A 15,953-nucleotide genomic window follows, 5' to 3' on the forward strand; every position below is an offset into this window, starting at 1 on the left:
TATGAAAAAGTACTGACGCTGAAGTTAAGGCTCAGGGCAAGGTAAACCAGGTCAATCAACATAGCACAGTAATTCAGATGGCACTAAGCATCATATGTCCAAAATGACGACCCGCCTGCAAAACAGAAAAATTCACAGCCATAAAAATGTAGTCTTAACTGTAACCTTACGTGAACTTTACATTGGAATACCTGGTCATAAATGCAGGTCCGTCATCCAAATGACTGCCCCGACGAGGGCAACATGCAGCTTTTCCGTAAGTTTAACTGAAAAGTGCCGGCCGTTTTATCCTTAGATATACGCAGCGTAACCGCAGTATCAGCTGCTCACAATACTGGCCGGATCAGGGTGGTCAGTTCCGGGAGTGCGCTTTCTACATATATATAGTGCACTGTGGGCAGATCAGATGTTCTTGCTTAGGCCATGTGGCGGCTGTCAGTCCTGTGCCTTGCTGTGACCAGGCCCGGCCATGCTGCCGCCTGGGCAATGCCCTGGGAGTTGCCAGGCTGGGCCTGCCCGGTGCTGGCGCTGCCGGCACGGCTCAGCCCGTACCTGTGATTTGCATTGCGGCCAGGGTGTAGCCAAGTTGTGGCCCGGCTGGGCCAGGCTGTAGCCACGTTATAGCCCGGCAGCGGCCCTGGTGTGGCCTTGCTGCGGCCAGGTTATGACGGTTGCCCTGGCGCGGCCTGGGGGGTTATAGCAAGGCTGTGCTGTTGGCAGGTTACGCCTCATTTGCCCGGTAGTCCAGACTGCCGTAAATATGGGGGCGGGAGCGGCTTATTTTGTATGCACAATGCCATGGGCTGATAGTTGAGTTTAGGCTTGCTTTGCTATAATGCATACTTTTGTTCTGTAAGGGCAGCATAAGCTGTGAGGCATGCATACGGGCAGTAAAATGAGCCTGTCATGGGTGCCCTGTCAGGCGCGGGACAGGCCAGGTATGACCGGCCTGCAAAATCCCAGGTGAGGATCTGTCCTGAGCATACTGTCTGCGGCACTGCGGGCCGCTTTACGGGTACGGACATTTGAGGCAGGTGTTGGAGTAATCTTTCTGCCTGAAGAATTTCAAGGCGCAGCCATTAAGGAGCAGTGTGTCTCCATAAGCTGCGCCATAAGGCCTGATGTTCACAGAGCACAGGGCCCCAGAAGGAAGGTAATAACTGATGCAGGATAAGCATAACGGCCATGGCAGCGGCAGCTCGCGACTTGAGCCTACCTTTGGTGACTTTACCGGTATGCCGGACCCGCAAAATAATCAGGGCCAGGATCTTACAGGTTCAGGCTCTGCTTCCTTTGATGCCGGCTCCTTCAGTGCCCTTGATGATGCTCCCTTGACCGGACCGGGCCGTCGTGCTGCTGTCGCCGCCCAGGAAAAGGCTGACAGCGACAGCGTTGAGCACAACAGTGATATTTCCGACCTTGCGGCACAGGACGCTAATGGCACAGGCGCCGCTGGTGTCGCTGGTGCAGGGGCGGGCGCTGCCGGTGGCGCCGTCCCGGGCGGCCTGCCGCCAGAGGGCGATGATGACAAGGGCCGCTCAGGCCGTGCTGAGGAGGCTGGTGCTGACAGAGACGGGGCAGATGCTGTAGCCGAAGCTAAGGGCGCAGCTGGTGCCTCTGACAGTAACGGTGCCGATGCAGATGGCTCTGCCGGGGGCGAAACTGCCGGAGGCGGTGCTGCGGGCACCGCTGGTGACGTGGCAGGCGCTGGCAATGAGCATGAGACCTATGAGCAGATGCTGGCACGTTTTGAGGGTGATGAGCAGAAGGCTCAGGCTCTGCTGCGTCTGCAAAATGCCCGTGAGAGTCTTGCTGCCGGTGATGTTGAGGGCAACTTCCTCTATCGCTGGCGTGAGCGTGTGCGTGCTGAAAAAGAGGCACGTATTGCTGAAAAGGAAGCCCGCGCCCTTGGTGCTCTGCCTCGTCTTACTGTCTGGCAGCGCATGGTAAAGACCATACGCTTCCTTACCTATCTCTTTATCAAGCTGGCTGTAGTAGGCATTGGTATCAGTGCTCTGCTCTTTATCTACTTTGATGCCGTGGTTATCGACGGTTATGAGGTAGATGACAAGTGGGTGCTGCCGGCCGTAGTTTATTCCCGTCCTCTGGAGCTCTATCCTGAACAGCGTCTGTCTCTTGATCAGATGCTCTACGAGCTCAAGCTGCTGCAGTACCGTGAAGTATCCAGTCCGTCCCGTCCGGGCGAATATGCCGTTAACCGCAAGAACGGCCGTGTGGTACTGATCCGCCGTCCATTTACTTTCCCTGATGGTGAAGAGCCGCGTCTGTCCTTAATGGTGGAATTTGAGGACAAGCGCGTTAACCGTATCCTCAATGCCGAAACCCTCCAGGAAATGGCATTCCTGCGCATGGATCCTGTTCTGCTTGATCGTATTAACCGTATCAATCCTCAGGAAGACCGTATCTTCATTTCCCTTGATCAGGTGCCAGAGCAGCTGGTTACCACTCTGGTAGAAATTGAAGACCGCTCCTATTTTGAACACTTTGGTATCAACCCTGTAGCCATTGTCCGTGCCTTTGTGAAGAACACCATGGCAGGCCGTGTGGTTGAGGGCGGCAGTACCATTACTCAGCAGCTGGTCAAGAACTACTTCCTGACCAACGAGCGCAGCTATTCCCGTAAACTCAAGGAAATCTTCATGGCCATGGCCATGAATCACCGCTACACCAAGGAGCAGATCCTTGAGGCTTACATGAATGAAATTTACCTGGGCCAGAATGGAAATGCCGGTATTTACGGCTTTGGTCTGGCCTCCTATTTCTACTTTGGTGTACCGGTAGCCGAGCTGTCCCTCGATCAGATGGCTCTGCTGGTTGGTCTTATCAAAGGCCCATCCTATTACGATCCATGGCGCTATCCTGATAACGCTCTGGAGCGCCGCAATACCGTTCTTGGTGTGCTGCGCAACCGTGGCCATATTTCTCCTGAGCTCTTTGAAAAGCTCGCTGCCAAACCGCTCAATGTCATTAAGCGCGGTCAGATGAATTACAACAAGACCCCAGCTTTCATGGGCCTTGTTAAGACTGAAATTGGCTGGCGTTTCAAGGAAGAGGAAGAAAGAACAGGTAAGGACTTTCTGTCAGGTAATGGCATCCGTATCTTTACCTCACTTGACCCTCAGGCTCAGCTGTCAGCTGAAAAGGCTGTAACCGAGCAGATTGCTGCCATTGAAAAAGAGAGCAAGAAGAGCAATCTTGAGGCTGCCATGGTCGTCTCTTCATGGCGTACCGGTGAGGTTTCAGCCATTGTAGGTTCCTCAAATCCAAAGTATGACGGTTATAACCGTGCTCTGGACAGCCGCCGTCAGGTAGGCTCGCTTATCAAGCCTTTTGTGTATCTGACCGCTTTCCATCAGGGCTATCATCTTGGCTCCATTGTCAATGACAGCGCCGTACAGGTGAAGCTGCCAAATGGCAATATCTGGTCACCAAAGAATGATGACAAGAAGTTCCGTGGTCCGATCCGTGTAATTACCGCCATGGCCAAGTCCTTGAATGTACCTACGGTGCGTGTGGGCATGGGCGCCGGTCTTGATAATGTCATCAATACCCTCAATGCCGCCGGTTACAGGCGCAAGCTGCCACTGTATCCGTCCATTGTTCTTGGTACTCCAGAGCTTTCTCCTTATGAGCTCAATTCCATGTACGTAGGTATGGCCACTGAAGGTATCTACCGCGACCTGACTGCTCTGCGTACCATTGAAAAGGATGGCAGGATTGTTTATCAGCGTGGTGGTAACCGCTCACCACGTACCCTTGATCCAAAGGATACCTATCTGGCCATTTACGGTATGACCGAGGCTACCCGCACTGGTACCGGACGTCGTATTGCCAGGATGTTCCCTGGTGTAACCATTGCCTCCAAGACTGGTACTACCAACGATTTCCGTGACTCATGGGCTGTAGGTATGGACTCTGATGAAGTAGCCACTGTATGGGTAGGCTATGACAACAACAAGTCCACCGGCCTGTACGGTTCAACCGGTGCCATGAGACTGTATGGTGCCTACCTGCAGGAGCGTGGTGTGAACTCACTTGATCTCAAGCGTCCACAGGGCATTGTCTTTGCCAACTTCGACTCTCAGGGCAACGTGCTGGCCAGTGGCTGTGAGGAGCCAGGTATGGAGCGCTATCCGGCCCGTGAGGATCGCATTCAGTACATAAGACAGTGCAACAACTTTGGTGAGTTTGGCTATGACGAGCTGCCATATGAAGTACCTCAGTCTCAGCAGCCTGTATACAGACCATACGATCCAAATGCACCAGAGGGTCAGAACGCTGCCGGTACCGGAACTCCAGGTGCTCCGGCTGCCCCAGGCTCATTAAATCTGGGCACCCGTCCAATAATGCCATCAGGTCAGGTCGCCCCGGCCCCTGTCCCGGCAGGCCAGTCTGGCCAGCCTGGCAAGCCAGTACAGGGCGGTCAGCCGGCACCTGCGGCCCCTGGATCACTATTTGGCGATGGTCCTGTACGTCCGGCCGGTAACAACTTTGTGGCACCGAATATCAATGCCCTTAAGGATGGCAGTGTTGAGGACTCTGGTGCCCGTGACGTTGATCCGGTAAAGCCTGACAATCAGGCCCGCCCAACTCAGCGTTCCTCTGAAAACACTGAGCGTCAGGCCGATGCCTTTGAAGATGAGCTCTTAAGTATCTTCTAGGCCCGGCAGGCGGCACGCAATGTCTGCTGCAGAAATTCTGCGCCGCCTGACGTTCCAGGCAAGGAGAGCTCCAGTCAGAGCCGTCTGCAGTGCAACACAGGCAAGGTCCGCTACCAGCCCCGTTCAGGCCAGGCAATGGCCTTGCACAGGTCCTGAGCCGGATCCTGCCATAGCCTTGCCATGGCCAGAACCGTCCTGGGCCGGGCTACGGACAGTCCCGGGCCGCTCCACGGGCAGCCTGGGCCGGGACACGGACCAGCCGCCCCGGTAGGGATCAACACAGCGGCGCTGACAACAGCAATGAAAAAAGCCTCCAGCAACAGCTGGAGGCTTTTTTTCGGCTTTGGGCCGGGCTGACTGCGGGGCAGTATCAGGCGTTGACATTGATGGCGCGGGTGCCGTCGGCACGGGTCCATGACGCCGGGGTCTTGCCCTGCAGCAGATAGCTGAAAGCCAGTATCTGGGAGATAACCTCAAAAAGCTCGCGAGGGATTTCCTCACCTTCTTTGAGGCAGCGCAGCTGACTCATCAGCTGCTCGTCCTTGTGAACGTACAGACCCAGCTCTTTTGCCATGTCGATAATGGCCTCGGCCATGGCACCCTCACCCTTTGAGGAGACCACAGGGGAGCTGCGGCTTTCCTCATCGTAGCTCAGACCGACAGCCTCTTTGAGGCCTGATTTGTTGCGTGAGTAGGATGACTTGGATGAGAACATACTGTTTCTCCGGCAAAATCGGGTTTAAGTCGGGCTCGCTGTCCCGGTTAGGTGTGCAGTGGGATGCCACCGGCAGTGACGCTGCAGCCCTGGACTGCTGCTCAGGCCTGTGGCGCGGCTGCAGCTGTCATGAGTTGCCTGTTCATCAGGCATTGGCATTAAAGGCGTTGCCCTCGAAGCGGAAGCGGTCCTGGCTGAGAGGTGTCTCAGTCATGACTGCATTGTCATTGAAGCTGACCGGGCCCAGACGGGCATTGGAGCCGCGTGAGGTCAGGCCTACTTCCTTGAGTCGGGCATTGAGTTCTGGCATGTGAGCCTGAACTTTCTGCAGGGTCTCAAACTTTTCAGCCACAAATGACATCTGGATTTCAGGGAAGCGCAGCTTGACCTTTACCTGCAGGGCACCGAGGTTTTCAAGGTCGAGATTGAAGTTGAGATGCCAGCTGGTGCCGCCATCTTCATCCTTGCGTTTCTGAGCGCTCATGCTGCCTTCCTTGCCGCCCTGATAGTTAGGTGGCAGAGGAATATGGCGCAGCATGGACTGATCCTGAGGGATGGACTGCATCTGCTGCTGCATGCGCTCTACCTGACCAAAGGTTTCCTTGAGCAGGTCGCGGCTCTTGCTGGCGCTGGTCTCGTCCATTTCCTGAGTCATCTTCTGGTGTTCCTTGATGGCAGGCTCAAGAGCTGCTGCCTTCTGGGCACCGCCCTGAGTCTTCTTCAGGAACTTGTCAACGTTCTTACCAATCTGCTCAAAACGGATACACAGCAGCATGAAAGCCCACTGGTGCAGGGCCATGGCCTGAGAAGATGATGGTGACATTGGACCGGTGACAAAGTTCAGCCAGTTGCTGACAGTCTGCAGATCATTGACCGGATTGTTCAGAGACTTGAGCAGGTTCTGAGCCTGTTCCTGCATCTTAGGTGGCAGGGACTGATCAGCTGCCGCTGTCTGCAGCTTTAAGGTCAGGTTCTCAAGACTGTTCTGTCGCAGGCTGGACTGGGCTGCCTGTTCAGTGTTTTTGCTGTTGAGTGCCGAGGTGTCACGGGTTCCATCTTCAAGGGCTGCCTTGCTTGGATCTACAGTTTTATCAGCACCGGCTGCCTTATCAAGTCCTGCAGGCGGCATGCTGGCAGCCTCATCGGCATTACGGCGGCCAAAGAGTGAAGCCAGACGGCGGAACAGACCACCTTCCTTTGGAGTAGCAACATTGTTAACCACACTTTCTTCAGGAATAGGGTCGTTCTGACCGGAGGTAATCTGGGCAGCACCAAGAACGCTGGAGCTCATCATGCCATCATTGCCCTTGTTGATAATCTGGCTGATGGCATTGTTATCGGCAGTAAGGTCAGTATCGGCAACTACACCGGACAGAGCCTGATTGCCATTGCTGCTGTTTTTCAGGCCAAATTCATCAAGGTCATCAGACGGTACGGTCTGAATAACGTTCTTGATAATCTCATCCTGCAGGCTGTCCTCATCAAGACTGATAACAGGAGAGTGCAGAATAGGCATAGGAGGAATCTGAATGCCTGGGCGATCACCTGTTGCCGGAGTACCACCAGTACCAGGCATTGGTGAAGGACCTGTTCCTGAAGGAGCACCAGCCATGCCGCTCTGACCGGCGGCGCCGGCAGCTCCGACAGCACCGGCTGCTCCGGCAGCCTGGGCGCCCTGAGCAGGCTTAACACTCTGAGCCAGCTCGTTACGCACTGCGGCAGCAGCCTGCTGGGCAGCCTGAGCTGCCTGCTGAGCTGCGGCCTGGGCATTCTGTGCAGCTGCCTGAGTACCGGCAGCTGCCTGGGCACTGGCCTGAGCACCTGCAGCAGTCTGAGCATTAGCCTGGGCAGCAGCCTGAGCGGCTGCCTGGGTCTGTGCTGCGGCACCCTGCTGTGCCTGTCCTGGCTGAACCTGGCCAGTCTGAGCCTGGCCAGCACTCTGAGTGCCGGTCTGGGCAGCCTGGGTCTGACCCTGAGCCAGCTGGGACTGAGCGGCACCTGCAGTCTGGGCTGAACCCTGACCTGCAGCACCGGTACCCTGGCCACCGGTCTGTCCGGTGGTCTGACCGGCTGTCTGAGCCTGCTCGACACCGGTATTACCTGCTGTGGTGTTGCGCTGGGCTGACTGCAGGGCGTGTTCGCCATGATTTACTTTGGCGCGCTCAGCTGTCTCCTGAATAATATGAGTAGTGGTAGAGGCTACGGCTGTGCCTGTGGCCTTGATATGAGTATCACCAACGGTATTAACCCTGGTTGAACCCATGATCTGAGCTTCCTGAGTTCTCTGTTCGGTAAGAGTCTGAGAGTACAGACGCGAGAACTGGTTAATCTCACCATTGCGGGCGGCCATTTGCTCGGCCTGAGTACGGGCCTGCTGAGTCTGTACCTGAGCCTGATGCTGAGCTGACATCTTGTCAGCCACATTGGCAGCAGCCTGGGCACGGGCCTGCATATTGACCAGAAATTCTTCCTGAACAGCCTTCTTATCCTGAATCTGCTCGTCCTGAGCAATTTCTTTGGTCAGCTTCTGCTCGGTCTTTTCGGCGGCCTGTTCCTGCTGAACAATTTCTTTCTTAATCTGAGCCTGATCTGAGCGCTGCTCAAGGTACTCGCGGGTCTTTGCTACATCGGTTGCAGAACCGTGAGTTGCTGGGCGGCGGGCAGCCTCATCGGCAGCCTCAGCTTCGACATCGACCTCAGCTCCCGGTGGCAGGCGGGTCTGAGAAATAACACTGTTCTCACTGCGGGAAACAGCAGCTCCGTCATCCAGAACCTCGCCATCAGCAGGTGCGCCTGACAGACCGGCTGGAGCAGCAGTAGATGATCCGCTCTGAGCTTCCTGAGCTGCAAGACTGCCCTGGCTTAAGGTAGCCGGACGTTGAACAGTGTGTACAGAAGGCTGTCTTTCATCATTAATGCTGTTTTGCTGTACGGCGCCATACAGGCGGGCGTACATATTTGAGCGGCCGCCATGTGACTGATTGAGGATGCCACCAGAGGCAGAGCCTGCGTTCTGGCCCTGACCAGACATACCAGCTGTCTCGCTGTTGCTGCCGCCACTTGCTCCCATACCTTGCTGATTACCCGGAACAATGGTTGGGCGATGAGCCATATTTTCAGGAATATCGTCCTGACCCTCACCTTCAGGCTGCGGAACAATAGACGGACGCTGAGCAGTATTGAGATCAGCAGGGGCACGACCCTCCTCCCCATCAGCCACAGGCTGCTGAGGCACGATAGACGGACGCTGGGCAGTGTTCTGGTTAGCAGGTGCCCTGGACTCATCACCATCAGCCACAGGCTGCTGAGGCACGATAGACGGACGCTGTGCAGTGTTCTGGTTAACAGGTGCCTTGCTTTCATCGCCGTCAGCTGGCTGCTGGTCAGGAACAATGGATGGACGCTGGGCAGTATTCTGGTTAGCAGGCGCCTTGCTTTCATCGCCGTCAGCAGGTTGCTGCGGAACAATGGATGGACGCTGGGCAGTGTTCTGGTTAACAGGTGCCTTGCTTTCATCGCCGTCAGCTGGCTGCTGCGGAACAATTGATGGACGCTGGGCAGTGTTCTGGTTAACAGGTGCCTTGGACTCATCGCCGTAAGAAGGTTGCTGCGGAACAATGGATGGACGCTGGGCAGTATTCTGGTTAGCAGGCGCCTTGGACTCATCGCCGTCAGCAGGTTGCTGCGGAACAATGGATGGACGCTGGGCAGTATTCTGGTTAGCAGGTGCCTTGGACTCATCGCTGTCAGAAGGCTGCTGCGGAACAATTGATGGACGCTGGGCAGTGTTCTGGTTAACAGGTGCCTTGGACTCATCGCCGTCAGCTGGCTGCTGCGGAACAATGGATGGACGCTGGGCAGTATTCTGGTTAACAGGTGCCTTGCTTTCATCGCCGTCAGCAGGTTGCTGGTTAGGTGTGATGGCCGGACGCTGGGCAGTGTTCTGGTTAACAGGTGCCTTGCTTTCATCGCCGTCAGCAGGTTGCTGGTTAGGAGCGATGGATGGACGCTGGGCAGTGTTCTGGTTAACAGGTGCCTTGGACTCATCGCCGTCAGCAGGTTGCTGCGGAACAATTGATGGACGCTGGACAGTGTTCTGGTTAACAGGTGCCTTGGACTCATCACCGTCAGCTGGTTGCTGGTTAGGAACGATGGCTGGACGCTGGGCAGTGTTCTGATTTACCGGAGCCTTGGACTCATCGCCGTCAGTTGGTTGCTGGTTAGGAACGATGGCTGGACGCTGGGCAGTGTTCTGGTTAACCGGTGCCTTGCTTTCATCGCCGTCAGCAGGTTGCTGCGGAGCAATGGATGGACGCTGGGCAGTATTCTGGTTAACAGGTGCCTTGGACTCATCGCCGTCAGCAGGTTGCTGGTTAGGAACAATGGATGGACGCTGGGCAGTGTTCTGATTTACCGGAGCCTTGGACTCATCGCCATCAGCTGGTTGCTGATTAGGTGTGATGGCTGGACGCTGGGCAGTGTTCTGATTTACCGGAGCCTTGCTTTCATCGCCGTAAGCTGGCTGCTGCGGAACAATGGATGGACGCTGGGCAGTATTCTGGTTAACAGGTGCCTTGGACTCATCGCCGTCAGCTGGCTGCTGCGGAACGATGGATGGACGCTGGGCTGTGTTCTGGTTAACAGGTGCCTTGCTTTCATCGCCGTCAGCTGGTTGCTGATTAGGTGTGATGGCCGGACGCTGAGCTGTGTTCTGATTTTGCTGTACAGGGACATCAGCGTCAGCCTCGCCTGCAGGGATTGTTACAGGGCGGGCATGCTGACTGTTTGATGCCGGGATGTCAGCATCGGCCTCAGACTGCTGAGCCTGATTGTGGGCCTCAAGGATACGTGCCTGCATCTTGAGGGCGTTTAAAGCCTGCTGGTTTGGCTGGATAGTATCGTTATCGACACTGCCAAAGTGGGAGACAGGAATAGTCATGCCTGGCATGATATCCATACCGCCATAACCGGTGCTCTGAACTGCCTTGAAGCTCAGATTAACGATATTGGACGGCATGTTGTTCATGCTAAGTGGAGGCATCTTGCCATCAGTTGCAGGTCTGGCTGCATTGCTCTGAGGCTTAATATCGGCTGTAGCTGGCTTGTCAGCTGGAGTCGGAGCTGGAGCCGGTTTTGTCTCTCCCTTACTATCTGCAGGGGCTTTGTTGTTCTGAGCAATTACAGGTGCTTTGCTCTCAGCCGGGGTGTTTGCCTGAGCCTTGCCATCTGCAGGAGTCTGGGCAGGGCGAGTCTGATTTGGCGCAGCTTCACCCTCTGCGTCTGCAGGAGGGACAGGGTAGCGTGAGCTTATAGCGTTTTGAGCTGCAGCAAGTTTTTGAGACAGAGCCATGGTATGAGCACGCATGGCATCAAGAGCTGATTTTCTGTCAGATGCGCTGTTCTGTGCAGATACTTTTGGCTCAAAGACTATCTTTGGCATTTCTGCAGGATCAGGCAGTTTGCCTTCCTGAACTATGCGCTGACGCTCGGCACGAAACTCACTTTGAAGTTTGCTTGCACGGGCAGACAGTTCGGCCAGGGAAAGCTGGCGAACGTTAGCCTCAGGAACATGACGTGAAGGTGGCGGCAGTTCACCGTCGCCTGGTGCTGAAGAGCCGTTATCGCGGCTGAAAAGACGGTTGATGCTGTCAGAGCGGTTCTGACTTGAAATGCTGCGATCAAACTTTTCGGCTTCTTCAGGGGAAATCTGGATGAGGTTGCCACTTTTGGCTGTGTTGGCAGCACGGGCAATAAGATTGCTGATGCGCTTTGAGATTTCAGCGCTGATAGGCTTGTCAGCTCCCGGATTTCCCTGAGTGTTGCGGCTGTTCTCTGTGCGGGCGGTGTCAGGGTTGGCATGAGCCTGACGCAGCTGACGCAGGCGCTCAGCATAGGTGGCTGAGTCCTGTTTGGCAGCAGGCTGGTTATCGCGGGAGGTTAAAGCAACTGAATTGTCTGAGCCACGGGATGAGGAGGAAGTTGCTGTTGATGCTGCAGCATTTTCTCTGGCTGAGCGGGCCAGAGCCTCTGGCTGATTGCTTTTGACGTATTCGATTGAGGCACTGAGCACACGGCTGCTTGCCTGCTGAATGCGGCTGTTGGGCTGGTTCTTTGGAACATTAATCTGACGGACTGCCAGATCTCTTTCAAGGCCTGCGCCCATGTGGCGACGGTCTGAAAGAGTAACCAGGTTTTCCACCATGAACTTGGCCAGATCCTTACCGGTCTGAGTGCCTTCTTTGAGGGTTGCAGGCAGGGAGTTCATGGCCTTTTGCAGCGATTCGGCTGCATCTCGGGTGCGGACAGTTGAAGAGCCGCTGGAAAGATTCTGCGCAACTTTTTCCTGGAGGGAGGAATCACGGTCAATGAGCTTGCCTGCCAGCTTGCTGTAAACAGCCATCTGCTCAGCCTGGGAATCGACCTCAGGTTCACCGGCAGCAGACATGGCATTGCCCAGACTCTGATTGAGCCTGTTCATTGAGCGCGACAGTGAGTCACCTACATCATCCTGCTCCCTGGACAGAGAGTTCAGATATGAGACTGTAGCTGCTTTATTCATTGCAGGGGAGCGTGACGCTTCCTTATCCTCACCTGTAAGGGCGGATTTCAATGAAATTCTCGAGGTATCCGCAGCGGAGGTCCTCTGCAGGCGGTTATCTACGTTAGTGCTCATGAAACAAAACCTGAAGCCGGCGTGAGCAATTATGCATGCACGTTGCGCTGCGCTTGCAAAATTACCCGGCCTGGCAGAAGAAGAACATGTTCTGATGCCGTAACGGCTGTGAAAATGCAGGGGTATATCATTTGTGACCTGCAGCGCTGAGTTTGCTCACAGGTCGATAATATCAGCAGATGACAGCTGTTCTGAGCTTCCTGTACTGACCCCATACCCAAAGCAGTGCACACTTCATGCCTGAAGAGCTCATATAAAGCCCTGCATGAAGAGCATGCTTGAGTTTAGCCATGGGCGGTTATATTCAGGTAAAAAAACAGCTTCAATACAGACAGAAAATGCAGGACGATGCTGCAGGCAGGATGCTGGCCATGCCACTGATACACAAAGGATAATTCCTGACAAAAAAACCGAACAAATCCCGAAATCGCAGGACAGTTGACATGCTTCAGGGATTGCCAGGTTACTCCTGTGACAAATTAGCATTCTAACATGACCACAGTGGATAATAGCCGGGGCACTGTTGCTGGGCCATATGGCCGCAGAGGCCGTACAGCTGACATACCCGTTTATGGCATGGCTGTACATAACAGGGAGCTGTTCGCAAAGCCGGTAGACCGCCTTGCAGAATCCTGAGACAGATATCAATGGCGAACAGAGCAGGAGGATTAAAAGGCAGGGATCTGGTTAAATGATTTGCTGTCTGGGATGCAAACATGAAGTTGCATTTAATGTGTGCTCTTTTGCGCTGGCGATGTCTGAGAGCGATATTGTCAGTATGAAAAAGTTCGAAGTATGTTGACCTGGATGGCACTTGTCTTGTTAAAAGTCGTGCGTAAATCACGTTTTTTTACATAAATGCCACACGTAAGAAACATGCAATAACAGTATAATAGTGCGGATAAGCAAAGACTCCTGGTGGTATCAATCAAAAGGCATATCATCACTAATGGCTTACAGCCAGATACCTCTGCAGGAGCGCAATTATAGTCACACAGTAAGGCCTCTACGCCCTTGAATCTGTGTTATATAGCTTTTTGCAAATGTGTTTTGTAAAGCTGCCGTTTTTCCGCAGGCCAGCCTGTGCTGACAGCATGAGTACTCTTTCTGTCTCTAAAGACAGGTAATCACTTACGGTTACAGGAGAGAGTAACTGTGATGTGGGATACAGGTACAGCTTACTTGCTGTCTCATGTTGTTTTATCTGTTCTGCGGTTTTTCAGTGTAAGGGGAGTAATCCCCGGTACATGCATACACGTACAGTCTCAAATACCTTTTCAGCAGTCATGAAAGATCATCGTCTCTGAAAGACTCTGTGTTCTGGCATGTGACTCAATCAGGTTGGTTCACTTGATGGTTTCCTTACGCGACAGCAGTTTAGCCCTGTCTGCTCTGCTTTCACTCATGTTTTTCCTTGCTCCTTCGGCCCTGGCTGCCTTAGAGCAAAGCTCAGCAAATGGCAGTCCATCAGCTAATGGAGCTGTGCCTGCAAATAATCAGTATGCCTCGGTAAGTCATGACAATGGCCGATACATCAGCGCCATGGAGCGCGAAACAGCCCGACGCATGACTGACATGACTCCTGCCAGCCAGTCAGATTATGGATATATCAGTGAGAGGGAATTAATCACATTGTCGCGCACCATGCGCCCTGACGCTGAGCTGATCCGCCGTACCGAAGAGGAGAGACGCAGCAATATGGCCCGCGCCAGAAGCATGTCTCTTCTTGAGCTCAACCAGCTGATGTCTCAGCCATCCCCAACACTTTCCCATATTCCTTATGAAAATGAGTCCGGCTTTATGGGGGCATCAGTCTATATGCACATGATGCACCTTGATTATGCCAGAGCCATGCACGAGCAGTGGGTAACTCAGGAATACCAGAACGAGGTCAGGGCTAATGCCCTCAATATGGGGGAAGTCCATGAGGACGATGTCAGTTTTTACCGCAGTCATGGCTACGAGAAGGCGTGTACTGACTATCGCTTCAGCATCTGCATGACCCGTTTCAGTCCAACCATAAACAGTATTTTCACCATTAATCATTACGCCCATGAACTGAAGAATGCTCTGAGTATCAACCATGACAATGTCTACAGCAACTACACTGCGCTGTGGAATTTTAATGAGCACCTTCAGGATATTATCCGTCAGGACCTCAAGGACAGTAATACAGTAGGTGTTAAAGAGTACAGGCAGCTTCAGGAGCGTATCTCACGCACCGGACAGGTCAGTTTTGACCGTACCCTTAATGCTGAAGCCTTTGCAGCTGCAAATCATAGCCAGGTTATTAAGACCCAGGATGAGGTCAGGGCCGCAGACGCAGCTGCTGCATCGAACCATTCTGACGGATCTGGAAATTCTGGCGTAGACATTATGATTTCTCTGGACGATCTGCCAAACGGCTACGATCAGGACTACGAGAAGTACAACAAGAAGTTCAGCATTGAATTCCTCAACGGTACAGCTTCTTCAAAGAGCGACAAGGACAACAGCACGGCACAGTCCGCCTCATCGGCCAGCAGTTCCTCTGGCACAGTCCCAGTGGTGGAGGGCTCCGGATCTGGCGCAGAGCCTGTGGATATCATGATCACTCTTGATGACCTTCCATACGGTTACGACAAAAGCTATGAGCGTCACAACAAGCGCTTTTCAGCATCAATGATGTTCAGCGGCAGCGATAACGGCGAAGGCAGGCCGGTAAAAATTCAGACGCGCGATGACAGTAATGACGATGACAGGAACAAAAGCAATTCCGGTTCAGACAACTCATCTGCTCATCAGGCAAAGACTGTAAATATGCAGAACTCGCAGCAGCTACCAGCAGGCGCTCAAACCAGTACCCTGAGCATTGCCAATGATAAGGGTGGTGTACGTCCCAGTACCAGTGCATCAGTATCTGATACAGCAGCAAGACTGCATGGTGGTGACACGCATAGTGCATTACCGAACGGGAGCTCAGATAGTCACCCTGACGGGCTGACTGGAGCGTCTCTTCCATCTATTGTGCCGATTCCAATGATTACACTTTCGCGTACTGTCAATTCAGTCTGCCAGCTGGGGACTGATGAGAGGCTTTCTGCTTACGGTGGTCATGGAGGACTGCAGATAGTTCAGCCGGTATTACCAGTGCGTGCACTGCAAAGAAAGTATGTCAGGGAGATACTCGGGCGTCGTTCAAACATTTCACAGGAAGCCCTGTGGCACAACATTAAAAGCAACAGCCGCCCATCATTTGAAGATGATCAGGGATCCTATCTTGAGTACTCACTGCGCTACCATATCAGCAGCTCCCGCCTGAAAAACAAAGGCTATTTCATTAAGGGCACAGACACACCAGGTCCATATATGAGTCAAGACAGCAACAAGAGCTCAAAATGACTATCTCAGCAAACAATCAGGGCAGATTACAGCAATGTAATCTGCCCTGATTCATTGTGAACAGCAAAAAGGGCAGGCCCGGTGGGTCTGCCCTTTGAGGTATAAGGAGCCACTTGACGCTGCCAGACAGGCAGCCAGGATCCTGATACAGTAATCTTTAGCCTAACAGGGAAAGACCCAGCTGAGGGCGGGTGTTGGCCTGCATCAGCATGGAAGCAGCAGCCTGCTGAATAATGGACTGCTGGGACAGATTGGCAGACTCTTCTGCGAAGTCTGCATCACGAATTCTGCTACGGGCATCAGCCTGGTTGGCAGAGACGTTAGCCTGATTGCGAATGCTAGATTCGAGCCTGTTTAATGTCAAGCTTGACATTAAACCGTTTGTGTTAATATTTGTAAATGTCAAGTTAAATTTGGCAAAAAATACAATTTCTTACAAGAAATCGCATCTGTATCACAGTTAGCGATTTTTTTTGTCTCTAATGATCTTAGCATTACTAGA

General features: G+C 53.6%; 4 protein-coding genes and 1 pseudogene. 2 read left to right on the forward strand and 3 right to left on the reverse strand.

Translation table 11 applies throughout. From position 1 onward, the window contains the following. The first annotated feature begins 1,163 nt into the window (after positions 1 to 1,163). Entirely contained in the window at positions 1,164 to 4,682 is a 3,519-nt protein-coding gene (gene mrcB, locus MXE41_RS07660; RefSeq protein WP_247100072.1) for a penicillin-binding protein 1B, read from the forward strand. A 370-nt stretch (positions 4,683 to 5,052) separates the two neighbouring features. Here the strand turns inward: mrcB and MXE41_RS07665 are convergent, their stop codons facing one another. Together MXE41_RS07665 and MXE41_RS07670 are read right to left on the reverse strand one after the other, a co-directional pair. Further along, positions 5,053 to 5,397 carry an EscU/YscU/HrcU family type III secretion system export apparatus switch protein gene (locus tag MXE41_RS07665; protein WP_246977959.1) on the reverse strand — a complete coding sequence of 115 codons (345 nt, stop codon included), beginning with the start codon at positions 5,395 to 5,397 and terminating at the stop codon, positions 5,053 to 5,055. 145 nt (positions 5,398 to 5,542) lie between these two features. Continuing rightward, positions 5,543 to 12,070, reverse strand: a complete 6,528-nt coding sequence (locus MXE41_RS07670; protein WP_247100073.1) for a flagellar hook-length control protein FliK — start codon at positions 12,068 to 12,070, stop codon at positions 5,543 to 5,545. Positions 12,071 to 13,420: 1,350 nt separating this feature from the next. Between MXE41_RS07670 and MXE41_RS07675 the strand changes: the two genes are divergently transcribed. Next, entirely contained in the window at positions 13,421 to 15,451 is a 2,031-nt protein-coding gene (locus MXE41_RS07675; protein ID WP_247100074.1) for a hypothetical protein, read from the forward strand. A gap of 157 nt (positions 15,452 to 15,608) precedes the next feature. On the opposite strand, the pseudogene MXE41_RS07680 reads toward MXE41_RS07675, so the two are convergent. Then, positions 15,609 to 15,806, reverse strand: a pseudogene (locus MXE41_RS07680) (flagellin); the annotation flags it as partial. Positions 15,807 to 15,953: the final 147 nt, after the last annotated feature.

The sequence above is a fragment of the Anaerobiospirillum sp. NML120449 genome (genome assembly GCF_023051105.1).
Taxonomy (GTDB): domain Bacteria; phylum Pseudomonadota; class Gammaproteobacteria; order Enterobacterales; family Succinivibrionaceae; genus Anaerobiospirillum.